Origin of the sequence: Corynebacterium sp. KPL4015 (assembly GCF_040225725.1) — a bacterium.
GTDB classification, from domain to species: Bacteria; Actinomycetota; Actinomycetes; order Mycobacteriales; family Mycobacteriaceae; genus Corynebacterium; species Corynebacterium rhinophilum.
Map to the genome: position 1 here is coordinate 1 of NZ_JBEHGF010000011.1, position 24795 is coordinate 24795.

Sequence of the window (24795 nt, forward strand, 5' to 3'; positions counted from 1 at the left end):
GAGATGCCGGTTTGTCAACGATGTCGCGACTGACCTGTCAAGCATGTCGCGACTCATGACAATGGCGGAGGATGTGGGATTTGAACCCACGAGGGGCGTGAACCCCGCACGCGTTCCAGGCGTGTGACATAGGCCGCTAGTCGAATCCTCCGAGAAGAAACATTAGCAGCCGTGGCAATTAGAATGCCAATCGCCTGGTCAGACGTAATTTCTGGGCAATTATTGGGCTTCGGTGGGGCAGGGTGGCGCGCTTACCGTACTGCTGCCGCTTACCGATGCCGCCCGCAGCCTCCGTCTCGCTCCGAGAGACGCGTATTTGGCTAATGTGGCCCGCGGGCGTTAGAGTAAAGGCAGGATTCCGCGTGGCGTCCATCCTCTGAACTCCCCCAGGGCAGGAATGCAGCAAGGGTCAGGAGGCTCTGACGGGTGCGCGGGGTCCCTTTTTTATGCAGGGTGCGTTAGTATTGGTGGCTAAACGTCGCACCACACTACGGAAGGTAGACATACTAATGTCGCTTCTTACTCTGGAATCATCCGCCTTGGCAGAACTTGCCGCGAAAGTCCGCGAAGAATACGCGGACCTGAAAGCAAAGGGTCTCAAGCTGGATCTGACCCGTGGCAAGCCGTCGAAGGCGCAGCTCGATCTCTCCAATGCGCTGTTGTCGCTGCCAGGTGAGGGAAACTACACCGATTCTGAAGGCGCTGACCTGCGCAACTACGGCAACCTGAAGGGCGTCAAGAAGCTGCGCGAGCTGTGGGGTGAGCTTACCAATATTGACCCGGAGCTCTTGCTGGCCGGCGATAGCTCCTCGCTCAACATCATGTTCGACCTCATTTCTTGGGCCTATACCTTCGGTACCAACGATTCGCCGCGTCCGTGGAGCGAGGAAGAAAACGTCAAGTGGATCTGCCCCGTGCCTGGCTATGACCGCCACTTCGCCATCACGGAACTCTTCGGCTTCGAGTTGGTGACGGTGCCGATGGAAGACGACGGCCCAGATGTCGAGGCCATCGCGAAGCTCACCCAAGACCCGCAGGTCAAGGGCATGTGGCTCATCCCCATGTTCTCCAACCCCACCGGCGTACTCATCTCAGAGGAAAAGACCCGCCGCCTGGCGGAAATGGATACCGCGGCGCCGGATTTCCGCATCGTGTGGGATAACGCCTATGCCGTGCACACGCTGACAGACGAGTTTCCGGAAGTCTTGCCGGTGCTGGACATCGCCAAGCAGAGCGGGCATCCCAACCGCTTCTGGGCCATGTCCTCGAGCTCCAAGGTCACCTTCGCGGGTTCCGGCGTGAGCTTCTTCGGCTCCTCGGCGGAGAACCTCGACTGGTACCTGGAGCACGCGGGCATCCGCGGCATTGGGCCGAATAAGATTAACCAGTTCGCCCACGCCGAGTTCTTCGGCTCCGCAGACGGCGTGCGCGAGCTGATGCGCAGCCACGCCGAGCTGCTGGCGCCGAAGTTCGCTGCCGCGCGCCGCATCCTGGATGAGCGCCTAGGTGAGTACGGCGTCGCGGAATGGACCGACCCGGAGGGCGGCTACTTCATCTCCATGGACGTCGTCGACGGCACCGCCACCCGCGTGTGGGAGCTGGCCAAGGACGCCGGCATCGTGCTCACCAAGGCGGGCGCGGCCTACCCGCACGGCCGCGATGAGAATGACCGCAATATCCGCCTGGCGGTTTCGCTGCCGCCGCAGGAGGAAATCGAGGAAGCCATCGACGGCGTCGCCACCTGCGTGCTCCTGGCAGCCATCGAAAAGGCGGAGGGCTAAAATCAACGCCGACGAATCTGCCGTGTGGCTTAGCGAGGTCATCCCGGCTCCGCTGGAGTTCCGGTACGTCGACGGGCGCAGGCTGGGTTTAGCCACGCTTGCCGATGCCCAATCCCTCGCCCTCACCACCACCTTCAACGACGTCGATACCGGCCTGCGCAGCGATGCCGAAGGCCTGGACGTGCGCTGCGAACTCGTCACTGTGGCGCGCGTGGGCCAGCCCGAAGTCGCCGCCGCCGTGGGGGCTGCGGCCGCGAAGTTGGAGAAGGCGGGCGGCCTCTTGCCCGCGCAACCCGGCGTCTTGCTGCCGTCACTTTTGGATCTCCCCGGCGAGCTGACCGTGCACCACGGGCTGCTCATCGCCCCGTACCTCTGGGGCGGGCAGACGCCGCAATACCGCGAGGAGAACCGCCTGACGCTCGTGCTGCAGCTGGTGATGCTGACGGATGCGGAATATGCGTTTGGGGTGGAAGAGGGCGTCGGCAAGCTGCAGGAAGCCGTGGCGGAGCAGGGCATTGACCTGCTGGACTGGTCGCGCGAGGGTTAGCCGGTAAACTGGCTAACCGTGGCTTTATACCGGAAATACCGTCCAGCAACGTTTGCCGAGGTCGTGGGGCAAGAGCAGGTCACCACGCCGCTATCTGCCGCCCTCGACGCGGGGCGCATCAACCACGCCTACCTCTTTTCCGGCCCGCGCGGCTGCGGTAAGACGTCTTCGGCGCGGATTATGGCCCGCTCGCTCAACTGCGAGCACGGGCCCACCTCGACGCCGTGCGGCAAGTGCGATTCGTGCGTGTCGCTCGCGCCCGGCGGCCCGGGCAACCTGGACGTGACGGAGCTCGACGCCGCCTCGCACAATGGCGTGGAGGACATGCGCGAGCTGCGCGACCGCGCCTACTATGCGCCGGCAGAATCGCGCTACCGCATCTTCATCATCGACGAGGCGCACATGATTTCCCCCTCCGGTGCCAATGCGTTGCTCAAGGTGGTTGAAGAGCCGCCGGAGCACGTGATTTTCATCTTTGCGACGACCGAGCCGGAAAAGATCATCGGCACCATTCGCTCCCGTACGCACCACTATCCCTTCCGCCTGCTTACCCCGCCCGCGATGAAGGGGCTGCTGCAAAAGACCGTGGCTTCCGAGGGCGTGCAGGTCGAAGACGCCGTCTATCCCATGGTCATTGAGGCCGGCGGCGGTTCCCCGCGCGATACCCTGTCGCTGCTGGACCAGCTTTTGGCGGGCGCGGGGCCCGATGGCCTGACCTATGACCTAGCGCGTCCGCTGCTCGGCGTTACGGACGTCACGCTTCTCGATGACACCATCGCCACCCTCGCCGAGAACGACAAGGCCGGCCTTTTCGCACAGATCGACAACGTTATCGAGGCCGGCCACGACCCGCGCCGGTTTGCGGTGGATCTGCTCGACCGTTTGCGCGATCTGATGATCCTGCAGGCCGTGCCGGGGGCTATCGATGCAGGCCTGGTTTCCGCGCCCACCGACCGCGCCGAGGTGCTCACCTCCCAAGCGCAGCGTTTTTCCGGCCCGCAGCTGACTTATCTTGCCTCGACGGTCAATGACCGCATCAGCGATCTGACCGGGGCCACCTCGCCGCGCCTGTTGCTCGAGATCATGTGCGCGCACCTGCTCATCGGTACCTCGTCCGCCGCGGCGCCGGGTGCAGCTCTCGGCGCCGCGAGCCAGCCAGGCCAATTGCCTCAGGCCGCCCAACCCAGCGGCGCCCCGCAATCCGCACAGTCTGGCCAGCCCAACCAGGCCGGCCAAGGGGTGCAGTCGGCACAGTCGGCGCAGGCAGCGCAGTCAGGGCAGCCAGGACAATCGGGCCAGGCGGCACCCTCTGCGGGAAACGGCCCGGCCTTTTCGGGGGCCCAAGACCCGCAGTCGGCAGCGGCCGCCATCATCGCGCGGCGCCGCGCAAAGTCCCAGGCCCAGCAAAACCAGCCTGCTCCGGGCTCCACCGCACCGGCGGAGCCACAGCAACGACAAAACCAGGCCGCCACGGGCCCTACTGGCTCAGAGGTGCCTGCACAACAATCAAATCAAGCGGCCGCTGGCACCGAGGCACAGTCGGGGCAAGCAACATCACCGTCACCATCGTCTCAACCGGAGGCAACGGCGCAGCAATCGCGTGGCGAGCATGAGGGTCCTGCGCAGTCGGCGCAGGCCACCCCGGCTGAGCAGTCTGCGCAGCCAGCACCGGCGGCGCAACATGAACAGCCAGCGCAAACGGAGTCGACAGGGGCTGAGAATCAGGGACGATCTGAGTTGTCCCAAGAACAACCGAGCGCGGAGCATGCGCAATCGGTGCAGGCTGATTGGGCTGGCCAGGCTGGGCCGTCTGACCAGGTGGAGAAGTCAGAAAGAGCTGATGGGTCTGGGCGGCCTGAGCAGCAGTCCGCGGATTCGCAGTCTAGCGATGTGCCTGAAAAGGAAGCTTCGGCTACCGCGGCAGGCGGCGACGTAGAAACTGACGGTAGCGCGAATCCATGGGGCCAGGAGCGCCAGGTTCCGCAGAATGCGCCAGCCCGCGGCAACGGCCAGGCGGAACCACTGGAGAAACCGGTGCCGGCGGCGACAGAGCAGTCGGAGGGGCAGCAACAAGCCCAGGCAGAACAACCGCAACAGCAAGGGGCATCGGCAAGCGGCGATGACGGTGACTTCGTGGAGGCAGTGAAGAGGAAATGGGTGGAGCTGAGGGGGAGCGTCGGCAAGCGGAATAAGGTCGCTGAAATCATGCTTGCCGAAGCCCGCGTGCTCGGATTCCGCGATAACACGCTGACGCTGGGGCATACCACAGGTGCGCTGGCAGAACGCATCAATGCGCCGGCGAATAATTCCGTCATCGTGGACGTGCTACGGGAAGAATTCCAACGCGATATTCAGGTCAACTGCGTGGTGGGCACGGACCCAAAGACCGCCGGGTTCGATGCGCCGCGGGCGCCGCAAAGCAAACCCGAATGGAACCCCAACGCGCCCGAACGCGAGCCGAGCGACGACAAGGAGGCAGAGAGTAAGCCCGGGTGGCGCTCGCGCATCGCCAAGGCAACCGAGGCGGCGAAGCAACGCGATGACGAAATTGCGCGCACGCCGCAATTTAGCAACGGGGTGCCGCTGCCGCCCGAGCCGGAGGGCCCCGCGGACGAACCGCCGCCGGAAGAACCGCCGGCCTATACCCGCGATGACGAAGAACGCGACATGGTCGAAGCCGCGCAGTCCGCAGGCGAAATGGACCACCGCAGCGCCACCGAGGTGGCGATGGAGCTCGTGGAAAAGGAACTAGGCGCACGCCGTGTTTAGGACTGTGGCACGGTAGACTCGGGCGGTAGCAAAGCTATTGAGAAAGGACGAAAACTATGGCTGAACAAGATTCCACCCCACAACCCAACGACATGAACGACCTCATCGCGCAGGCAGCGCAGGTGCAGGCCGAGCTGCAGAAGGCGCAGGAAGAAATCCTGGCCACCAACGTTGAGGGCAGCGCGGGCAATGGCCTGGTTAAGGTGACCATGACCGGCGGCGCCGAGCTGGTAGACCTGCAGATTGATAAGTCCGTGGTTGACCCTGAGGACATCGATACGCTGCAGGACTTGGTGATGGGCGCGTTTAAGGATGCCCACGCCGCTGCGGGCAAGTTGGCACAGGAAAAGATTGGGCCCCTGTCGCAGGGCATGGGCGGCCAGGGTGGGCCGTCGATGGATGACATGTTCGGCGGCTTCTAGCTGCGCGATATTCTACAAAGGCCGTTGCCCCGATGATGGGGTCGCGGCCTTGACGTAATTTTGGGAGTTGTGGTGTTTGAAGGACCTCTGCAGGACCTCATTGATGAGTTTTCGCGCCTGCCGGGCATCGGCCCGAAGTCGGCGCAGCGTATCGCGTTTCATGTGTTGCACATGGAACCGGAGGATATTGAGCGCCTGCAAAATGCCTTAGGCGGCGTGCGCGACGGCGTTACTTTCTGCCGCATTTGTTGCAATATTTCGCGCGAGGATGTGTGCCGGATTTGCATCAATTCGCAGCGCGATGCCTCCACCATTTGCGTCGTGGAGGAGCCGAAGGACATCCAGGTCATCGAGCGTACGGGTGAGTACGAGGGGCGCTACCATGTGCTTGGCGGTGCGCTGGACCCGCTGGCTAATGTTGGGCCGAAGGATTTGAATATTTCCACGCTCCTCCAGCGGCTGGGCGGGGTGCTGCCGGATAGGGAGTTGGCGGATTCCACGCCAGAGGCCCCGCTTTACGACGACACCCCCACCATCCGCGAGGTCATCCTCGCCACAGATCCGAATACGGAGGGCGAGGCCACCGCGGCATACCTGGTGCGGTTATTGCGGGATTATCCCGATTTAAAGATCACTAGATTGGCCTCCGGCATGCCGCTCGGAGGCGATTTGGAGTTCGTGGACGAGCTCACCTTGTCCCGTGCGCTTTCGGGGCGCTTGACTATCTAGGTGTCCGCAGCACCGGCCCGGGACTTTTGGTTTCTTGGGGTTTAGGGCACGTTGGCGGTGGGCCCGCGTGGCGCGCGGCCAGTAAAGACTGGGGGAGGCGCATTCGGCTCCGGTGGCGAGGCCGAGTGCGGCCGTGCAGCGGAACCCGGAGGGTCTGATGACGGGGCGGGGCGGCCCGCGTGGCGCGGATGCGGCGGCAGCCAGGCGATGCGCCCGTTGATGCGCGCCATCCGCCCCCGCCCCGGAAGGCCGTTGATGGAATTGTGGTACGGGCACAAAAGGCACATATTCGCCGGGTGGGTGTGGCCACCGCGGGCGTATTCGAAGATGTGGTGGGCTTGGCATTCAGCGGCGGGGCGCCTGCAAGCGGGCCAGGCGCAGCGCGCGCCTTCGGCCTCGAGCATGCGGCGCTGCTTGGCGGAGGCGTGGCGGGCACGGTAGAGGTTGACGGGGCCTTCCGCGGGGTGGATGAGGGTAAAAAGCCCGGCGCCGGCGAGCGTGCGACGGAGGAGATCAGCGCCGGTGATGGTGGCACCGTTGGTCATGGCGAGGCGGACTTCTGAGCCCTCGCCGCGCAGGATTTTCAGGTAATCCGGCAGCTCGATGATGACATTGGTGGTCACGCTGGCCGGCGCGACGGCACGGGAGCCGGTGAGCCAGGCGAGGGGATTATCCTTCGCGGTGGCCCAGATATCGGCCATTTCGGCGGCGGGGCCGGTAAAGCTCAGCGTGGTTTTCTCGCCGTGCAGGATGCGGCGCCCGCCGTCTTCGCGCTCGGGCGGTGGGGCGATTTCGCGCAGCAGGCGTGTGGCGGCGCGGGACACTTCGGCGGTGGTCCCGGCGGTAGCGCACAGGGTTTCGCGGAAGCGCCAGCGCTCGGTGGGATTTTTCACGCGCCGGGAACGGCGGGCGATGAGCGCGAGCGTGGCCAGGCTGTGCTGGTTGCGGCGCGCGGCGGCCAGCGCGCGGCGCTGATAGCGCGAGTGGCTGGTAGGTGCGAGGAAAGCCTCGGCGGTGCGGCGCAGCTCGCGCGCGTGGTCCGCAGGCAGGGGCAGGTCAGCGGCGGCGTAGGCCTCTTCAATCAGGTCTACGCCGCGCTTGGCGATGTCCCCCAGCTGCTCCAATAACGTCATGCCCCGCAGCCTAGGGTTGGGGCCTGGGAGCTACAAGGCGGCCGCGCCCGGCCTGTGGATAACTCGGCTCTTTTTGGCTGTGAGGGCCGAGAATTGGCGAAGTTATCCACAGGTTTAGCGCTGGGAGCGCGGCGGCTCGGCGGCGTTGAAGCGCTCGGTGCGCAGGCGGTCGACGGCGGGGATATCCAGCGGATCGAGATCGGCGAGCGGGATGCCCATGGCTTGGGCGAGGAGCAGATCCGCGAGCTGCGGGTTGCGGGCCAGGGCGGGGCCGTGCATATAGGTGGCGATGACGCTGCCCTGCACGGCGCCTTCGTAGGTGCGTTGGGTGGAGCCGTCGGCGAGGTCTGCGGTGGCGGCCTGGTCGGCATTGCCATTGCCGCGGGTGAGGGTTCCCAGCGGTTGGGCGGACGGGCCGAGGATGGTCGCGCCCAAGTGGTTTTCGAAGCCGGTGAGCGGCTCGGTGAGATCTGCGGTCACGCCGGCGCCGGTAGGAGTGGAGGATACCTCGCCGATGGCGCGGTCTTGCATGCCGGCGGTGGTGGCATCGATAAGCCCGACGCCATCGATAACCCGGCCGGAAGCGCGGAAGGACTCGCCGAGGACCTGCAGGCCGGCGCAAATGGCCAAGATGGGGCGGCCGGACGTGGCGGCGCGGGTCAGCCCGCCATCGGCAATGAGGTGCTCTGCGGCAAGAATCTGCGCGGTGTCTTCGCCGCCGCCGATGGTATAAATATCCAGCGTCTCGGGCACCGGCTCGCCCAGCCGGATGGGGTGGATCTCGGCGTCGAGGCCGCGCATGCGGGCTCGCTGGCGCAGCACGAGGGCGTTGCCGTCATCGCCGTAGGTACCGAGGACATCGGGAAGCACTAGGCCGATATTAAGCATTATTAGCCTCCTTGGACAGGGCCTTTTTCAGATCGCGGAAGGCGGTGTAATTGGCAAGGACCTCGATGCGGCCCTCGGGGCAGGCGGTGAGCGCATCCATGGGGTCCGGGATGAGCTCGTGGGTGATATCCGCGTAGACGAGGCGGACGGCAAGGTCGGTTCCGCGCTCGCCGGCGGCCTTGACGCTGAGCCCGTTAAAGCCCTCGAATTTTACGTCCCAGAGCCAGGACATGTCGATGCCATCGGCAACCTGCCCGTTCGTGGCGATGACCAGCCCATCGGCGCTGCGGTCCACCATGGACAGGGCCTCTTGCCAGCCGGCGGGGTTCTTGGCCAGCAGCAGGCGAATCTCGCGGCCCTTCCAGTGGATGGTGGAATACCGGCCGGCGACGTCATCGATGCTTTCTGCCGCGGCAATAGCGCGATCCAAGTCCACGCCGAAGCCCTCGACAGCCGCGGCGATGGCCTGCGCCGCGTTACCGCGGTTGGCACGGCCCGGCAGCGCCAGGTTCAGCGGGCGCTTTGCGGTGGGGGTAATAACGCCATGCTTGTCGATGCCCCACGTCGGCTGCGGGCGGCGGAACTCGCGGCCATCGGCAAGCGGCTTTACTGCGTACCAGTCATCCTCGGTGCGCACGACGTGGCCGCCGGTGCGCGGGCAGGTGACGGAATCGCCGAGCCAGCCGGCACCGGCAGAAACCCAGATGACGTTCTTGGCGTCGTAGGCAACCGAGGTCATGAGCACGTCATCGCAATTGGCGATGACCAACATGTCCGGGTGGGCCTCCACGGCGCCGCGGAGAGCGCGCTCGATCTTGTTGATCTCGCCGACGCGGTCGAGCTGATCGCGGGTGAGGTTGAGCAGCACAAGCGCCTGCGGGTTGAGGTTATCGGCGACGTGCGGCACGTGCAGCTCGTCGACCTCGAGGACGAGGTGTGAGGCGTCCTTGCCCGCCATGAGCGCGGAGATGATGCCGGCGTCCATGTTATCGCCGCCGTCATTGGTGGCGACCTGGTGTTCGGCGCGGACCGCGGCGGCGAGCATGCGGGTGGTGGTGGACTTGCCGTTGGTGCCGGTGACCAGCACGGCCGGGCGCCCGCCGCCCAGGTTGGTCATGATGGAGGGGTCAATGGCATTGGCGATAAGGCCGCCGATCATTCCGCCGGCGCCCCGGCCGGTGGCGCGGGAAGCGGTGGTGGCCAGCTTCGCGGCGGATGTCGCGGCGGTGGTGCGCAACTTCTTCAAGGCACCCGGGACTGAAAAACTCATGCCCTCTAGGGTAGCCGGGGAAGTGGGCTAGGCGTTGTTCTTGGGTGCCGAGCCGCCAGAATTTCGCCGCCCCCGGCCGCGCCCGCCGCGCCTGCGCCGCCGTTTCTGGCTCTTGCTCTGGTTATTCCCGCCGCTCTTTTGCGGGGGCTGGCGCCGCGCCGGCGGCTGGGCTGTGGTGGGGTCTTCGATGCGGGTGAGGGCATCGAGAAACGCGGCATCAGACATCAGCGGGATGCCCTTGCGCTGGGCGTGCATGGCCTTGCCCACGAGATCCGTGGTGACATTGCACACGACAAGCGATGCCTCGCGGGTGAGCTTTTCCGAATAGTTCAGCTCCTCGCGCATGAGGGCGGAGATAATCGTATCCGGGTCCTCTAGGATTTCGGGGGCCACGACAATTTCCATGCCGCGGCGCAGTTCCTTGCCGGGCTCGTATTTTCCGGGGTTGTGGTGCTGCACGGGGGCCTCGGCGGCATCGACGCGCACGTGCGAGCGTTGCAGGCCAAAGCGGTCGGCGCGGACATCGTCTGGGGCATAGCTGCGCACGGGGCCGCGCTGTTGGTGCTGGTAGAGCTGGATGAGCAGCTCCGTCTCCTCGCGCGAGGTCTCCTGCTCCGGGCGGCGGGCGCGTTCCACCGTTGCCTTAGGCTCGGCAGCCAGGCCATTCTGCTTAGCGACGCCCCTCAGCCGCACATCATTCGACCGTACCCCCTGCGCATACGAGGTGGCCAGGGTATCGATGATGCGTACGGGGGCGGGCATGTGTCCCACCTTTTGGCGGCGCCGTTTGCCCTTATTGCGCCCGCGGTTGCGCGCGCGGTTTTGGCGGGCGGCGGTCATCATGGCGCGGCGGGCCTCGGCGACGATAAAGCCCCAGGTATAGGGGATATCGTGGACGACGAGGGTGCGGCCATCGATAAGCTTATCCAGCGATTTGAGGACTCTGCTAAAGGCAGGGGCCTGCTCAATATCCGCGACGGTCAGCCCGTGGAGGTGGTGTGGGCCGGCATCGATATCCGGCTTGAGCACGGCGTGGAAGCGCTGGCCAATATCGCCGGCGTTATCAAAGGCCACCGCATCAATGGTGACGATGCGCCCGGTCGACGGGTGGATGCCCGTGGTCTGCAGCGTGAGGGCTACGTAGGGGTGCTTGGTGACGGTCTCGGCCTTGTCCGGCTGCTTTTGCGGTGCGCTGTCCGCGCTGGATGCGGACGGAGCAGCTGAAGCAGCGGGGTCGGCTGGGGTTTTCGGTGTCGCCGGCCCGCCGGAGGGGCGGACGGCGCGGCGTGGACGGGGCCGAGGCCGGCGCGGGCCTGGTTTGGCCATACCTGTGCTGTTGGGGACGCTGGTGCTGGATTCGCTTTGGGAGTTGGGGCCCGGCTTGCGCTGCTGTGCCGCAGCCTTGGTCTCCGGTTGGGCGGCGGAGTTGGCTGCGGAGTGAGGGGACGCCTGGGCGTGGGTCCTAGCCGCATGCTGGGACGCCATAGTCGCCGGCGAGGGAGCCTGCGGCGACTGTGGGGAGGGGCCAGGTGTGTTATTCATCAGCCTTAGTCTAGTATCCCGGAATTCCTGTGGCGGGACAGGGCGCGCCGTGCCTTTTCGGTGCCTAATCCGGTTTAGTGGAAACTAAACCGCGACGATGAGTACGGTCACCAGCGCCACGACGGCGACCACGGCTATGGCCGTGACCCACCACCCAGTGTGGCGTGTGGGTTCCGGGGTGGCCGTTACGGCGCGAAAGCTGCTGGTTTCGAAGGTCTCGGTCGCCGCCTGCGTGGTCGGGGTGGCAACGGCCACGGAGTCTTCGTTGGAAGCGGGCAGCGGATCGCCGGCGTAGATGCTCAGCACGCGATCGTTGCCGCGCGGGGCGTGGTAGGCGTGGGCGAGGATGGGGGCATCGGCAAGCGGGGGCAGCGAGGGACCCGGGGACAGGGTGGTGAGGAATTTAGGGCCGAAGAAGACATCGACGGCGTCGGTGGAAGGCACCAGGTTGACTAGCACGTGCATCCGGGCCTGGGCCGGGATATCGAGATCTGCGGGGAGATCGGTGATATCGATGGGCGGGGCATAGCCGAGCATCGTATAGGGCCCGCCGGGCGGATTATTCGCCGGCAGGCAGAGCCCGGGGCGGGGAAGCAGGAGGGCGACGTGGCCATCGGCATGCGGCTGGGCTGTGGCGGCTGGGGTGAGACCGGCGCGGAAAAGGAGGTCGATCTCGGGGTATTCCGTGCGGTCCGCGGCGCTGATGGTGCCGATCTGGCCCTGTGCTTCCACGCTTAAACCGCCCTCCTGGCTGGGAGCCAGGGTGACGGTAAAATCCTCCGTGCCCTTCACCGATGCGCCGTGAATGGGCAAGGCCTGCACCGCGCCGAGGCCGCGGTGGGGGATGAGGTAGGTAGAAGAAGGCATAGTCGATCTTCTACCATGTCGGCCCGCGCCCGCGTTATGCCAACGCGCGGTTTACTGCGGAGGTAATCGCGTTGATGGAGGCGCGGGTCGTGGAAGCGGCGATGCCTGCGCCCCAGACCTTGTTCTGGTTGACGTCGGCGGCAATGTAGCAGGCGGCCTCGGCATCATCGCCGGCCGAGCGCGATTGCTGGGAGTAGTCGATGACATCGAAATCGATGCCCAAGGACTCCAGCGCATTGGCGTAGGCGGCAATGGGGCCGTTGCCGGTGCCGGTGACCTCGGATTCCTTGCCGTTATAAGTCACGGTGGCGGTCACGGTGGCATCGGTATCATCGGCGGAAATATTGTCGATCTCAAACGATTCCAGGTGCAACGGGGTGGTGCGGTCCAAGAATTCGGTGGCGAAGATGTCCCACATATTCTTGGAGTTGACCTCGCCGCCTTCGGTATCGGTGATTTCCTGCACGACGGTGGAAAACTCCGCCTGCATGGCGCGCGGCATATTGATGCCGTGGTCGGTCTTCATGATGTAGGCGACGCCGCCCTTGCCGGACTGGGAGTTGACGCGGATAACGGCCTGGTAATCGCGGCCCACGTCCTTCGGGTCGATGGGCAGGTAGGGCACCTCCCAGATGGCATCGCGCAGCTCTTCCCAGCTGACGTCGGTGGAATTGGCCTCCGGACGCACCGTTGCGGCCAGCGCGTCCAAGCCCTTATTGATGGCATCCTGGTGCGAGCCGGAGAACGCGGTAAAGACCAGTTCACCGCCGTAGGGGTGGCGCTCCGGGACACGCAGCTGGTTACAGTACTCCACGGTTTCGCGGATCTTGGGCAGATCGGTGAAATCGATCTGGGGGTCAACGCCCTGAGTGAGCATGTTCAGGCCCAAGGTCACCAGGTCCACGTTGCCGGTGCGCTCGCCATTGCCAAACAGGCAGCCCTCAATGCGGTCGGCGCCGGCCATATAGCCCAGCTCGGCGGCGGCAACGCCCTCGCCGCGGTCATTGTGGGGGTGCAGCGAAATCAAGATGGAATCGCGCCGGGCCAGGTTGCGGTCCATCCACTCGATGGAATCGGCGTAGACATTCGGCGAAATCATCTCCACCGTGGACGGCAGGTTGATGATCATTGGGTTCTCGGGGCTGGGATCCATGATGGCGACCACGTCATCGCAGACCTCGCGGGCGAAATCCAGCTCGGTGCCGGTAAAGGACTCGGGGGAGTATTCCCAGCGCCAGTTGGTATCGGGGTAGTCGGCGGCGATGGATTTGATGAGCTCGGCGGCATCGGTAGCCAGCTTCTTGATTGCCGGCTTGTCCTTGCGGAAGACCACGCGGCGCTGCAGCTTCGAGGTGGAGTTATAAAAGTGCACGATGACGTTCTTGGCGCCGGCGCAGGCCTCGAAGGTGCGGCGGATCAGGTGTTCGCGGGCTTGGACGAGGACCTGGATGGTCACGTCCTCTGGAATCTTATCGCCCTCGATGATTTCGCGGACGAAGTTGAAGTCCGTCTGGGAGGCGGACGGGAAGCCGACCTCGATTTCCTTGTAGCCCATCTGCACCAGCAGGTCGAACATGCGGTGCTTGCGCTCGGGGCTCATGGGATCGATCAGTGCCTGGTTGCCGTCGCGCAGGTCCACGGCGCACCACTGCGGGGCGTGGGTGATCTTCTTTCCCGGCCAGGTGCGGTCCGGCAGGTCGATGTCCTCGACCTCTACGGCGAAGGGTTGGTAGCGCTCGAAGGGCATGGAGGAGCCGCGCTGCTTATTCCACGCAGGCTGTCCCTCGCGGGGAGGGCCTGCAGGGGTGGTGATTTCGCGGGGTGCGCTAATGAAGGAATCGTTGGGAGACATGGGGGTGCGGTGTCCTTAATGTGTTTGGTGTCGGGAAGTGCGACGGCCAGCTGGGCTAAGGATTGCCAGACTCCGCGACGGGGCGCTGGCCGTAGGTTTAGGCCGAAATCCCGCCGCGGCAGATAAGGAGTAGGTCGTTCCGCAATGTCATACCGGTCACACTACAGAGGATCTCACGGTGTGGCAACATATTTCATTCAGCGGGACGCGCGGGCCCGTGGCGTACCATACTGATGTGCCTACTGTTCCTACCACCCGCCGCCCCACAGCCGCGCCCGCGCTGCGCTGCTGGTTTTATGCTGCACTAGTGGCGGTTGCGGGAACGGCGATTCGCCTCAGCGTGCTCGCGGCGCTGGCCGCGGCGCAGGGCGATTCCCTCTGGGGGCTGCTGAATAAATGGGACGCCAACTACTACGTGGATATCGCCCGCGCGGGCTATGCCCCGGCGGATGAAACGACCCTTGCGTTCTTTCCCGGCTTCCCGCTGGTGGTGCGGGCAGTTAGCAACCTGCTGGGCACGGACGTTGCAGGCACGGCGATGGTCCTCAACCTCTTTTTCACCATCGCCTTGGCAGCGGGCGTCATGGCGCTGGCTAGGCAGATGGGGCTGGGGGTGCGCGGCCAGGTGCTCGGCGCGACGGTGGTCACCAGCGCGCCCATGAGCATCGTTTTTGCCATGCCCTATACGGAGGCGCTCTTCGGCGCGCTCGCGATCTGGGCCGTGGTGATGTTGCATGATCAGCGCTGGATCGCGGCCGGGGTGCTGATCTTTCTTGCCTCTTTCGTCCGCCTCACCGTGGTAGATCTCATCGTGGTCTTCGCGCTCATGGTGCTCTGCAAGGCGCGGCGCACCTGGTGGGCTTGGCTGAGCGTGGCGGTATCGGCGCTGCCCTTAGCTGGCTATATCTGGTGGGCCAATCGCCATTTACCCGGCGCCGGCGGCTACTTTGGCCTGCAGGAAAAGCACTGGAATTCCGGTTTCGATGGTGGCCGGGCGACGGTGTCCTGGGTAGCAGAGACGCTGTCTAGCGCCACGAATGGTGGGTATTTGCTCAGCGCCGCAGTCATCATCGCCGCCCCCATCTTCCTGCTGCTGGCCTGGGGGCGCCTGCCGCTGCCAGCCTGGCTCTTTGCCGCGGTGCTGATGGCCAATGTGCTGCTTTCCGATGGCATCATGCACTCCCGCCCCCGCCTCTTACTGCCCGCAGCGGTGGTATTGGTGCCGTGGGTGGGCAAGAAGGGGGCATCGGCAAGCGTGGGTGCCTGGGTGCTCTTCGGAGCCTGGTTTTCGGCCTATATGCTGACCGTATTCGAGTGGGCGATCTAGCTGCGCTGGCTGACCGGGTTGCGGGACAAAATGATGGTCGCGGCAATCATGACGCCGAGCGCGGCCACCATGACGAGCCAGCCGGCGGTGGAATCAATGAGGAACTTTTCGCCCAAGACCATATAGCCCAGGCCGAAGGCGACGATGGGCTCGAAGATGGTCATGGCCGGCAGCGACTGCGCCAGCGGGCCGGCGTTAAAGGAGTATTGCTGCACTACGGTGCCGGTCAGGGCGAGGCCGATGAGGCCGTAGAACTGCCAGCTGCCCACCAGGACGCTCAAGCCTTCGTGGGTGAAGATATCGACCACGGCCTTGGAAAGCAGGGCGACGAAACCGTAGATGACGCCGCAGGCCGTGCCCAGGGCGAGCGGGCGCTGCTCGCGGAATTTATGGCCGGCCACGCCCAACGCGACCAGGGTGGCCAGGCCCAATAGCAGGGCGGGCCACCACTGGCTCCACTCCGGCCGGGGATTGCCGGCAACGGGGCGGCCGTAGACCACCATCACGCCGACCGCCACCGTGAGCGCAATGGACCAGAACGTCTCGTGCACGGGCATGGGGCGCTTGGCATACCAGGCCGAAAGCGGCAGGGTAAACATGAGCGAGAGGACCAAAATGGGCTGGACTACCAGCAAGGTACCAAAGCCCAGGGCGACGACCTGGAGGCCATAGGCGAGGATGGCTGCGCCAGTGCCGACCCACCACAGTGGGTTGGTCATAGCGGAGCGCATGACTGAATCGTCTGCTTCAAGGGCGATGCGGTGGCGAACGACCGTGCCCCAAGCAACCGTAAGCGCGGAGGCGAGCGCGAAGAATACGGCGAGGAGGTTGCTTAACACCCGCTCAACGCTAGTAAAAAAGTGACGGAGATGCATTTTGCTTATCGATGCCGCCCCCGGCCCGGCGCCTAGCGCGCGCACGGGGGTGTATGTGAATAAAATAAAAGTATTGTCTCGGAATTATGATGAGGTGTAGCGCCTTGCGGGGTAGCATAGGAATTTGACTAGTGTCCGACAGGTATTTCTGTGGCGCGTCTGCGCGCAGGGGTGCCTTTTAAAACGAAAGGTGGCAACCACACCGTGGCCCTGATCGTTCAAAAATACGGCGGCTCCTCCCTCGAATCCGCAGATCGCATCCGCGCGGTAGCGGAGCGGATTGTGGCCACTAAAAAGCAGGGCAATGATGTCGTCGTGGTGTGCTCCGCTATGGGGGATACCACCGATGAGCTTCTTGACCTTGCAGCGCAAGTCAATCCCGTTCCCCCGCAGCGCGAAATGGATATGCTCCTTACCGCCGGCGAGCGCATCTCCAATGCGCTAGTGGCCATGGCGGTGGAGTCCCTGGGCGCGAAGGCCCAGTCTTTTACCGGCTCCCAGGCGGGCGTGCTGACGACCGAGCGCCACGGCAATGCGCGCATCGTTGACGTCACCCCCGGCCGCCTGACCGAGGCCTTAGAGGATGGACAGATCTGCATCGTCGCCGGATTCCAGGGCGTGAATAAGGACTCGCGCGATGTGACCACGCTGGGCCGCGGCGGGTCCGATACCACCGCGGTCGCCCTGGCGGCGGCGCTCAAGGCGGATGTGTGCGAAATCTACTCCGATGTCGATGGCGTCTATACCGCCGATCCGCGCATTGTTCCGGATGCGCAAAAGCTAGAAAAGCTCTCTTTTGAAGAGATGCTGGAAATGGCCGCCGTAGGATCCAAGATTCTGGTCCTGCGCAGCGTGGAATACGCCCGCGCTTTCAATGTTCCGTTGCGAGTTCGCTCGTCTTATTCAAATGACCCCGGCACGTTGGTGACCGGCTCGATGGAGGATATCCCCGTGGAAGAAGCAGTACTTACTGGTGTAGCAACTGATAAATCCGAGGCGAAGGTAACCGTGCTGGGCATCCCAGATCGCCCGGGCGAGGCCGCGAAGCTTTTCCGCGTCATCGCCGATGCGGAGATCAATATCGATATGGTGCTGCAAAACGTCTCCTCCCTGGAGGATGGCACCACCGACATCACCTTCACCTGCCCGCGCGCCGATGGCCCCCGCGCGATGGAGCTATTGAGCAAGCTGCAGTCTGAGGGCGGCTGGTCCAATGTGCTTTACGATGACCAGGTGGGCAAGGTCTCCCTCGTCGGCGCCGGCATGAAGTCCCACCCCGGCGTGACGGCGGACTTTACCGAGGCCCTGCGCGATGTGGGAGTGAATATGGAGCTTATTTCCACCTCCGAAATCCGCATCTCCATGCTGACGCGCGAGGCAGACCTGGAAAAGGCGGCGCGCGCCCTGCACGATAAGTTCCAGCTCGGCGGCGAGGAAGAAGCCACCGTCTATGCTGGAACCGGACGATAAACCAGAGCACTACAGAGCAGTAAAAAGGAAGACAATGACTACCGTTGCAGTCGTCGGCGCCACCGGCCAGGTCGGCCGCGTGATGCGCTCCATTTTGGAAGAACGTAATTTCCCGGCGGATAAGGTGCGCTTTTTCGCCTCTGCCCGTTCCGCAGGCACCGAGCTGGAATTCCGCGGCGAGCAGATTGAAGTGGAGGACTTGGCCGAGGTCACCGAAGAATCCGTTGCCGATGTCGATATCGCGGTATTTTCCGCGGGCGGTTCCACCTCTGAGAAGTGGGCCCCGGTCTTTGCCGCCGCGGGCGCTACCGTGGTGGATAATTCTTCGGCCTACCGCAAGGACCCGGAGGTCCCGCTCGTGGTATCTGAGGTAAACCCTGAGGAGGCGAAGAACCCGCCGAAGGGCATTATCGCCAATCCGAACTGCACCACCATGGCCGCCATGCCGGTGCTGAAGGTTCTGCACGATGCCGCCGGCCTCAACAAGCTGCACGTATCGTCCTATCAGGCGGTATCCGGTTCCGGCCTGGCGGGCGTGCAGACGCTGGCCGCGCAGGTCTACAGCGTGGGCGATCACAACGTGAACCTAGTCCACGATGGTTCTGCCCTCGATGATGAGGACCTGGGACCTTTCGTCGCGCCCATTGCCTATAACGCGCTGCCCTTTGCCGGTAACCTCGTCGATGACGGCAGCAACGAGACCAACGAAGAACAGAAGCTGCGCAATGAATCCCGCAAGATTCTCGGCCTGCCGGACCTCAAGGTTGCCGGCACCTGCGTGCGCATTCCCGTCTTTACCGGTCACACCCTGACCATCCACGCGGAGTTCGACAAGCCCATCACCCCCGAGCAGGCCACCGAGCTTCTAAGCGATGCCCCAGGCGTGACGGTTGCCGATGTCCCCACCCCCCTCGCCGCCGCCGGCAAGGACGATTCCTTGGTCGGGCGCATCCGCCAGGATCAGACGGTAGATGACAATAAGGGCCTCGTCCTCGTCGTCTCTGGCGATAACCTGCGCAAGGGCGCTGCGCTCAACACCATCCAGATCGCAGAACTTTTGGTATAGCCGCGAAGCCTTGCCCGGCGCATAAAAATTCGGCTCCTCGTTCCTGTAATGGGAAGCGAGGAGCCGAATTGCGTGTGGCTTCTAAAGCTTAAGCCTTAGTCTTCGTCTTTCTTGCCAAAGTCCAAGTCACTATCAACGGAAGGTACTTCCGGCTTCGTGTGCTGGACGTAGGTGACGGAAGGCGCGGGCTCTGAACGGTCGTAGTCGAGTTCATCGTCCTCTTCGAGCTCCTCGTGGATATCCTCGGCGAGGTGATCGATGAATTCTTGCGTGTGCATATTGGAGGCCGCGGCTAGCATGCGCAGCTCGCGCTCGTTCTTCTTGGTAAAGCGCTCGCGCGGGTCCAGCTTGCGGGCGACGAGATCGTGGGCGCGCATGCGGCGATCGGATTCATCGGCAAGCATGCCGCGGTTTTTAATGCGGTTATAAACCATCACGACAATCATCAGCAGGCCGAGGTAACCCAGGATGGGGTAGACGTTGCTGACCAAGGACTGGAAGCCGATGAAGGACAGGATGAAGCCGATGATGCAGGATGCGGCGTATACGGGGTAGAAGCGCTGTGGGTTATTGCGGGTCAGGCGCTTGCCCAGGGCGTAGAACATACCGATGGCAGTGTTAAAGACCATGCCGTAGATAACGAAGGTCATCAAGATGCCGAGAACCGGGTGGATGCCCGTAATCAGCTTCAGTACCGGCATGTCCTCGCCGTTGACGTCCTTAGCCTCGAAGAAGAGGGCGAAGACGAGCAGGGCCAGCAAGATGAGGTAAAGGAAACCACCGATGAGGCCGCCGATGCCCACGGCGCGGTTATCTAGGAAGTTACCGCCGATGACGATGGACATGGATACGGCCGTCATGACGTTCAGGCCGGTGTAGTTCAGCGCAGAAAGCCACCAGTTAGGCAGCGAGGTATTGACGTTATCGATGGCCCAGGTATTCAGGGACGCGAAGTCCACATCGGCCGTAAGGATGGTGTAGCCAGTGGCCAGCACCACGAAGATGATGATGAACGGGGTGATGGTACCGATGACGCGGGTAACGCGGTCCACGTCCATAAGGCCCACCAGCAGCACGAGGATCAGCATGACGGTGCCGCCGACCCACACGGGGATGCTGGGGAATTGCTGGTTGATATTGGAGCCACCACCGGCGAACATGACGAAGCCGATGGAAAACAGCGTAATCAGCGTGGACCAGTCCAAGATCTTGGCGGTGACTGGTGAAGCGATCTTGTTGTAGACAGCGGTGTGCTCCACCGCCTGGAAATAGGAGCCCAGCTGCAGGATGGACACGCCGGTGACCATCATGAGGGCGGCGGCGAGGGCGATGCCCCACAGGCCCCATTCACCGAAAGCTACGAAGTACTGCATGGCTTCTTGGCCCGAGGCAAAGCCTGCGCCCACCACGACGCCAATAAACGCCATGGAAATTCCGATTGCGCGTTTAATCATGAGGGGAGAAACTCTCTTACTCACACTCGCCGGGCCCGGCTTTGGGAACGCGCGGGCCCGGATCGACGGTCGATTTATCACGTGTGTGTATCTAATAGAATCACATTTCACCCGTTACTTCACAGCTGAAATCGCGTCACTTTAGTATTTTTCTACCCCGACCTCAGGCCGCATGCGCCCCCTGCGCTGCCCTAAGTACCTGCACTTTGATAAGTATTGCGGCGAAAGTATGCGTCCAGACGCTCAAACTTTCGGGGGTATTAATTTGCGCCCTCAATGAGGTCCTTGCGGGCGCGCGCCACGCGGGAGCGAATGGTGCCAACGCGCACCCCGGCAATCTTGGCCGCTTCCTCATAGGTATAGCCCAGTACCTGGGTGAGGATGAGGGCTTCGCGGCGGTCGGCCGGCAGGGCATCGATAAGCGTACGGGCATCAATCCAATCGCTCCAGGAACCGGAGTTTTCCGCGGTGGAGCTCATGGCGTCCTCGTATTGCGTGGCGGACTTGCGGGGCCGGGCCATATCGTGGCGGATATTATCCACCCACACGCGCCGGGCCAGCGAGAGCAACCAGGTGCGCGCGGAAGAGCGGGCGGCAAAGCGCGGCAAGGCGCCGATGACGCGCAGGTAGGTCTCCTGGGTGAGGTCGTCGGCGATTTCGGGGCCGCCCAGGTGGGCGAGCAGACGCCAGACATCATCCTGGGTGGCCTTGATGAACTCCGTAAGCGCTGCTCGGTCGCCGCGCCCAGCCCGGAGGGCGAGCTCGGTGACGCGGGCGTCGTCTGCTGCGGAGTGGTGGGTCACCTGAATGAATCTACCAGTAGCCCCTGGATTTCTTATCCAAGGTTGCGGTGGCTGGGGCAAAAGCAAGCGGCTTATGCGCGGAAAAAGTAGCGCAGCGCCGTTATACGTAGTAAGCTATGGGTTGTCCGTGATTGATAATTGACCCCAAATTATCGACTGATTGCCAGGAGGCAAAGACATACCATGACTGATTCCACCGCTGATGACATCTTGAACAAGGGACAGCGTCCCGCAGGCAAGGGCACCACGACCCGCCCTTCCGGCCAGCCCGTTCCTTCTGAGAACACGTCCGTGACCGCCGGACCCCAGGGTCCGGTCGCGCTTAACGATATTCACCTCATTGAAAAGCTCGCCCACTTCAACCGCGAGCGCGTGCCCGAGCGTACCCCGCACGCCAAGGGCCACGGCGCCTACGGTGAGCTGCACATCACCGAAGATGTGTCCGCCTACACCAAGGCTAAGGTCTTCCAGAAGGGCACCGTCACCCCGATGATGGGCCGTTTTTCCACCGTCGCTGGCGAGCAGGGCTCCCCGGATACCTGGCGCGACGTGCACGGCTTTGCCCTGCGCTTCTACACCGAAGACGGCAACTTCGACATCGTGGGCAATAACACCCCGGTATTCTTCCTGCGCGATGGCATGAAGTTCCCAGACTTCATCCACTCCCAAAAGCGCCTGGGTTCCAATGGCCTGCGCGATGCCGATATGCAGTGGGATTTCTGGACCCGCAACCCGGAATCCGCCCACCAGGTGACCTACCTGATGGGTGACCGCGGCACCCCGAAGACCACCCGCCACCAAAATGGCTACGGTTCCCACACCTTCCAGTGGGTCAACGAAGACGGCGAGGCATTCTGGGTGAAGTACCACTTCATCTCCCGCCAGGGTGTAGAGAACTTCACTGATGAAGAGGCCACCGTGGAAGCTGGCCAGAACCCGGATAGCCACCGCGCGGATCTCTACAACGCCATCGAAGAGGGCAACTACCCCATCTGGGATGTCAAGGTGCAGATCATGCCGCTTGCGGAGGCAGAGGACTACCGCTTCAATCCCTTCGATCTGACCAAGGTCTGGTCCAAGAAGGACTACCCGCTGCACGATGTGGGCTACTTCGAGCTCAACCGCAACCCGCGCAATTTCTTTGCCCAGATCGAGCAGGTTGCACTCGATCCCTCCAATATCGTGCCGGGTGTTGGCCTATCTCCGGATAAGATGCTTCAGGCCCGCGTCTTTGCCTATGCAGATCAGCAGCGCTATCGCATCGGGCCGAACTACAAGCACTTGCCGGTCAACCAGCCTCGTAATGCGGAGAAGGTCAATACCTACGAGCACGAGGGTCCAATGCAGTACTTCTACAATGCACCAGAGGATCCGGTGTACTCGCCCAACCGCCATGCGAAGGGTACGGGCGTGCTTGATGATGCCTCCGTCAACAACCGCGAGGACCTAGAGACCACCACTGCGGCGGACCTCTACGTGAACCCGGATCCCCACGGTCAGGACTTGGTCCGCGCGCCGTACGTACGCCATGCGGAAGACGATGACTTCGTCCAAGCGCGCGACCTGTACGAAAACGTCTACGACGACGGCGCCAAGGAGCGCTTGGTCACCAATATCACCAACGCGATGGCCGGCGTGTCCGAGGAAACCGAAGAGCGCGTGTACCAGTACTGGACCAACGTCCACCCGGATCTGGGCCAGCGCGTGCGCGAGGTCTTTGCCGAAAAGAAGTAGCCCGCCACTGCGGTTGTACTGCTTCTTAGAGGCATAAAATACAGGCCGCCTTCGACCAACCCCACGTCCTCAACCCACAGCGAGTTGCTGTGAGTTGGGTGCAGCGGAGACAGTTGGTCGAAGGCGGCCTGTACGTTAGGCGGTATTAATCGCAGCGGCGCATATTGTCTGAGACAAAGATAGGAGCGCCCTGCTTGATCCATTTGTCCACGTCATAACACGGTTCGCTCATCCCTGAGGTGGCTTGTCCGATCGCGCGGATGGCCGTCCACTCGCCATCGCTATAACGCGCCCATACGGTCCAATCTGTTTGGTCTTTGCCAAAGTGAGCCCAGGCACCGTCACAATCTATCACCACAATGTTGTCCATTTTGGGAACAACGGGAGCAAAGGACGCGGGGGAGCAATCGCCCTTGGCCTGCGTGGTGGTTGTGGTGACCGTGACTTCCTTTGGAGTGGGTTGTTGTGCCTGCGTCTTTTTGGGTGAGGTCGCAGGGGCATCGGTTGTAGTGGCTGCCGTGCCTTCCGCGGAGCTTGCAGATCCGGAACTGGATTGCGCCACGGCATCAGAAAACTGGGGCTCACTGGGGCGGGCGGAGGTATCGGCATCATCGGCGCAGGACACCAATGCCATGCACAGCGGAAACGCGGCCGCGCACGCTAGCGTGCGGGAGAACGGGGATTTCAGGGGGATAGGCATGTCTTAATAGTAGATTCTCTTTGTTATGCGTGGGGATCGGCGCGCCTGCGGAAAGGGAATGACCTGCAGCGATAGGTTACTAGCATGACCAAACGCCTTGCCTCGACCGCGCCCACCGCGTCCGCGAGCTCTTCGCGGTGGCGCAACTTCTTCCTGCTCGTATTGCTCGCCGTACCGCTTATCGTTGGTACCGCAGTGGCGGCCTGGGCGCAGTGGGAACCGGCGCATGCGTGGTCGAGCGCCGCGCAGCCTTATGGCGCACCACAGGCGAATTCGGCATCGCCGGAGCTTAAGGAAGCCGCCGAGGCCGCCAGCCGCGCCCAAGCGCAGGCCAGCATCCTGAAATCCGGCGCGGATCGCTTGAACAAGGGTACTAGTGAGCTGGATAAGGGTGCCGGGGAATTAGGCGAGGGCGTCGAAAAGCTCGCCGGCGGCTCGCAAGAGCTGGTCTCGGGCCTTAACCAGCTGCAGTCCGGGACCAATACCCTCGGCGGAGGGGCGACGGAACTGGCAAATACCGTCGGCGGGGCCGTCGACCAGGTCGTGGGCCTGGGGGCCGTCCAAGGCCAAATCTTGGAAGCCATCGATGGTACGGTGCGCGACCTGGAGGGAAATGATTCCAAGGAAGCGAAACAAGTCCGCTCCCAGCTGGGAGATCTGCGCAAGCAGGTGGAAAACTTCCGCCTCGATGAATCCCTGACCGGGGAGTTGAAAAAGCTGAAGGATGGCTCGCGCGATCTCTCCAATCAGCTGGCGGTAAGCGGTTATGCCTATCACGATGGCATCAACCAGGCTGTGGCAGGCGCGCAGCAGCTCAACCAGTCCATCGCGGAGCTCAATAGCCGCGTGGATGAGGCGCTCGATGGGGTGGGCCAGCTTGACGATGGCGCCGGCAAGCTCACCGGCATGGCCGAACAAAACCAATCGAACCTGGGGGAGGTGCAGCGCGCCCTGCCTCCCGCGCACGTGGCTGCAGAGGAAGATGCGCGCCAGCTGAGCCCGGTCATCGCCATGCTCATTTCCGCGCTCGTCCTCTTGGCTGGATCCGCGGCCGGGGTGGCGTGGAAATTGGGATTCCGCCCGTGGCTGATGGTTCTCGGCGGATCGCTGGCAGCGGTGGCCATCGGGGAGATCCTGCTCTTCGTCTTGTCCATCGGCCTTACCCCCATCGCCGCCGTGGCCGCCGGAGGAGCCCTATTCTTGGGTGCCCTGTCCTCCGCGCTTATCGTGCGTGGCTTGCTCGAACTGTGTGGCATGACCGTGGGATCGATCCTCGCCGCGATCTTTGGCATTGGGCAGACCGCGTTGGGGGGGTGGCTGTGGAAATCCGCGGCCATCGCCGGGGTGGACAAGGTATGGCAGGTAGTAGCTAACCTTTTGCCGCTCAACTGGACAACGGCCGCCGTCACCGTGGCGGGCAACGATGGTGAGACAGTGGTGCTGTGGACCGGCCTTGCCGTTTTGGGCGCTATCACTCTTGTAGGTCTGAGTGCAGTGAAATGGCTCGTGCCTGCCAGGGAGAACCCAAAAACAGCCGCTAAAGTCTGAAATTTAATACTTAAATGG

General features: G+C 63.3%; 20 protein-coding genes, 1 tRNA gene and 1 other RNA gene. 11 read left to right on the top strand and 11 right to left on the bottom strand.

The window, feature by feature from the left end:
- Positions 1–62 precede the first annotated feature (62 nt).
- A tRNA-Ser gene (locus ABRP64_RS05620) sits at positions 63–151 on the bottom strand.
- A 198-nt stretch (positions 152–349) separates the two neighbouring features.
- On the opposite strand from ABRP64_RS05620, the gene ffs reads away from it, so the two are divergent.
- From ffs to ABRP64_RS05650, 6 genes are all read left to right on the top strand, one after another.
- Positions 350–446, top strand: an RNA gene (gene ffs / locus ABRP64_RS05625) — signal recognition particle sRNA small type.
- 63 nt (positions 447–509) lie between these two features.
- The gene (locus tag ABRP64_RS05630; protein ID WP_284854000.1) at positions 510–1781 is read left to right on the top strand and encodes an aspartate aminotransferase type Ic; all 1272 of its coding nucleotides are present in this window, start codon (positions 510–512) and stop codon (positions 1779–1781) included.
- 22 nt (positions 1782–1803) lie between these two features.
- On the top strand, positions 1804–2328 hold the full coding sequence (locus ABRP64_RS05635; RefSeq protein WP_349865760.1) for a hypothetical protein: 525 nt from the start codon (positions 1804–1806) through the stop codon (positions 2326–2328).
- 18 nt (positions 2329–2346) lie between these two features.
- Entirely contained in the window at positions 2347–5097 is a 2751-nt protein-coding gene (locus ABRP64_RS05640) for a DNA polymerase III subunit gamma and tau (protein ID WP_349865762.1), read from the top strand.
- A gap of 56 nt (positions 5098–5153) precedes the next feature.
- Positions 5154–5519, top strand: a complete 366-nt coding sequence (locus ABRP64_RS05645; protein WP_023024999.1) for a YbaB/EbfC family nucleoid-associated protein — start codon at positions 5154–5156, stop codon at positions 5517–5519.
- 72 nt (positions 5520–5591) lie between these two features.
- Positions 5592–6248, top strand: a complete 657-nt coding sequence (locus ABRP64_RS05650; RefSeq protein ID WP_349865764.1) for a recombination mediator RecR — start codon at positions 5592–5594, stop codon at positions 6246–6248.
- A 41-nt stretch (positions 6249–6289) separates the two neighbouring features.
- Here the strand turns inward: ABRP64_RS05650 and ABRP64_RS05655 are convergent, their stop codons facing one another.
- The 6 genes from ABRP64_RS05655 to leuA all read right to left on the bottom strand — a co-directional run bounded on the left by ABRP64_RS05655 (position 6290) and on the right by leuA (position 13800).
- Positions 6290–7381, bottom strand: coding sequence for an HNH endonuclease signature motif containing protein (locus ABRP64_RS05655; RefSeq protein ID WP_349836977.1), 1092 nt, complete (start codon positions 7379–7381; stop codon positions 6290–6292).
- 114 nt (positions 7382–7495) lie between these two features.
- Complete coding sequence (locus tag ABRP64_RS05660; protein ID WP_284796617.1) at positions 7496–8269, bottom strand: type 1 glutamine amidotransferase; 774 nt, start codon at positions 8267–8269, stop codon at positions 7496–7498.
- Positions 8262–9539, bottom strand: coding sequence for a Mur ligase family protein (locus tag ABRP64_RS05665; RefSeq protein WP_349865766.1), 1278 nt, complete (start codon positions 9537–9539; stop codon positions 8262–8264). The genes ABRP64_RS05660 and ABRP64_RS05665 overlap by 8 nt, the downstream gene beginning before the upstream one ends.
- Positions 9540–9566: 27 nt before the next feature.
- Entirely contained in the window at positions 9567–10865 is a 1299-nt protein-coding gene (locus tag ABRP64_RS05670; protein ID WP_410756170.1) for an exonuclease domain-containing protein, read from the bottom strand.
- A 300-nt stretch (positions 10866–11165) separates the two neighbouring features.
- Positions 11166–11948 (bottom strand): hypothetical protein, encoded by a 783-nt coding sequence (locus ABRP64_RS05675; RefSeq protein ID WP_349865768.1) that lies wholly within the window; start codon positions 11946–11948, stop codon positions 11166–11168.
- A 34-nt stretch (positions 11949–11982) separates the two neighbouring features.
- Entirely contained in the window at positions 11983–13800 is a 1818-nt protein-coding gene (leuA, locus tag ABRP64_RS05680) for a 2-isopropylmalate synthase (RefSeq protein WP_284770729.1), read from the bottom strand.
- A gap of 235 nt (positions 13801–14035) precedes the next feature.
- Between leuA and ABRP64_RS05685 the strand changes: the two genes are divergently transcribed.
- The gene (locus tag ABRP64_RS05685; RefSeq protein WP_349865770.1) at positions 14036–15127 is read left to right on the top strand and encodes a hypothetical protein; all 1092 of its coding nucleotides are present in this window, start codon (positions 14036–14038) and stop codon (positions 15125–15127) included.
- Here ABRP64_RS05685 and ABRP64_RS05690 read toward each other — a convergent pair.
- Positions 15124–15966, bottom strand: a complete 843-nt coding sequence (locus tag ABRP64_RS05690; RefSeq protein ID WP_284770731.1) for a DMT family transporter — start codon at positions 15964–15966, stop codon at positions 15124–15126. The two genes, ABRP64_RS05685 and ABRP64_RS05690, sit on opposite strands and share 4 nt — an antisense overlap.
- Before the next feature lie 240 nt (positions 15967–16206).
- Here ABRP64_RS05690 and ABRP64_RS05695 point away from each other — a divergent pair, with 240 nt between their 5' ends.
- Both ABRP64_RS05695 and ABRP64_RS05700 read left to right on the top strand, forming a co-directional pair.
- Complete coding sequence (locus tag ABRP64_RS05695) at positions 16207–17472, top strand: aspartate kinase (RefSeq protein ID WP_023016575.1); 1266 nt, start codon at positions 16207–16209, stop codon at positions 17470–17472.
- A 34-nt stretch (positions 17473–17506) separates the two neighbouring features.
- Entirely contained in the window at positions 17507–18538 is a 1032-nt protein-coding gene (locus tag ABRP64_RS05700) for an aspartate-semialdehyde dehydrogenase (RefSeq protein WP_349839274.1), read from the top strand.
- Positions 18539–18633: 95 nt separating this feature from the next.
- On the opposite strand, the gene ABRP64_RS05705 is transcribed toward ABRP64_RS05700, so the two are convergent.
- Together ABRP64_RS05705 and ABRP64_RS05710 are read right to left on the bottom strand one after the other, a co-directional pair.
- On the bottom strand, positions 18634–19992 hold the full coding sequence (locus ABRP64_RS05705; protein ID WP_284783227.1) for a YkvI family membrane protein: 1359 nt from the start codon (positions 19990–19992) through the stop codon (positions 18634–18636).
- A 260-nt stretch (positions 19993–20252) separates the two neighbouring features.
- On the bottom strand, positions 20253–20795 hold the full coding sequence (locus ABRP64_RS05710; RefSeq protein WP_284770734.1) for an RNA polymerase sigma factor: 543 nt from the start codon (positions 20793–20795) through the stop codon (positions 20253–20255).
- Positions 20796–20978: 183 nt separating this feature from the next.
- Between ABRP64_RS05710 and ABRP64_RS05715 the strand changes: the two genes are divergently transcribed.
- A complete protein-coding gene (locus tag ABRP64_RS05715) occupies positions 20979–22529 on the top strand; it encodes a catalase (protein WP_349865772.1) in 1551 nt (516 codons plus the stop codon).
- Positions 22530–22674: 145 nt separating this feature from the next.
- Here the strand turns inward: ABRP64_RS05715 and ABRP64_RS05720 are convergent, their stop codons facing one another.
- Positions 22675–23229 (bottom strand): hypothetical protein, encoded by a 555-nt coding sequence (locus tag ABRP64_RS05720; RefSeq protein WP_349865774.1) that lies wholly within the window; start codon positions 23227–23229, stop codon positions 22675–22677.
- Between the two features lie 84 nt (positions 23230–23313).
- On the opposite strand from ABRP64_RS05720, the gene ABRP64_RS05725 reads away from it, so the two are divergent.
- Positions 23314–24777 (top strand): hypothetical protein, encoded by a 1464-nt coding sequence (locus ABRP64_RS05725; RefSeq protein ID WP_349865776.1) that lies wholly within the window; start codon positions 23314–23316, stop codon positions 24775–24777.
- Positions 24778–24795 lie beyond the last annotated feature (18 nt).

Bases quoted from the DNA above. Each gene is read 5' to 3' on its own strand.
- ABRP64_RS05655 (WP_349836977.1), bottom strand. From the start codon at position 7,381: ATGACGTTATTGGAGCAGCTGGGGGACATCGCCAAGCGCGGCGTAGAC.
- ABRP64_RS05660 (WP_284796617.1), bottom strand. From the start codon at position 8,269: ATGCTTAATATCGGCCTAGTGCTTCCCGATGTCCTCGGTACCTACGGC.
- ABRP64_RS05645 (WP_023024999.1), top strand. From the start codon at position 5,154: ATGGCTGAACAAGATTCCACCCCACAACCCAACGACATGAACGACCTC.
- ABRP64_RS05700 (WP_349839274.1), top strand. From the start codon at position 17,507: ATGACTACCGTTGCAGTCGTCGGCGCCACCGGCCAGGTCGGCCGCGTG.
- ABRP64_RS05670 (WP_410756170.1), bottom strand. From the start codon at position 10,865: ATGGCCAAACCAGGCCCGCGCCGGCCTCGGCCCCGTCCACGCCGCGCC.
- ABRP64_RS05725 (WP_349865776.1), top strand. From the start codon at position 23,314: ATGACCAAACGCCTTGCCTCGACCGCGCCCACCGCGTCCGCGAGCTCT.
- ABRP64_RS05665 (WP_349865766.1), bottom strand. From the start codon at position 9,539: ATGAGTTTTTCAGTCCCGGGTGCCTTGAAGAAGTTGCGCACCACCGCC.
- leuA (WP_284770729.1), bottom strand. From the start codon at position 13,800: ATGTCTCCCAACGATTCCTTCATTAGCGCACCCCGCGAAATCACCACC.
- ABRP64_RS05630 (WP_284854000.1), top strand. From the start codon at position 510: ATGTCGCTTCTTACTCTGGAATCATCCGCCTTGGCAGAACTTGCCGCG.
- ABRP64_RS05715 (WP_349865772.1), top strand. From the start codon at position 20,979: ATGACTGATTCCACCGCTGATGACATCTTGAACAAGGGACAGCGTCCC.
- ABRP64_RS05705 (WP_284783227.1), bottom strand. From the start codon at position 19,992: ATGATTAAACGCGCAATCGGAATTTCCATGGCGTTTATTGGCGTCGTG.
- ABRP64_RS05675 (WP_349865768.1), bottom strand. From the start codon at position 11,948: ATGCCTTCTTCTACCTACCTCATCCCCCACCGCGGCCTCGGCGCGGTG.
- ABRP64_RS05720 (WP_349865774.1), bottom strand. From the start codon at position 23,229: ATGCCTATCCCCCTGAAATCCCCGTTCTCCCGCACGCTAGCGTGCGCG.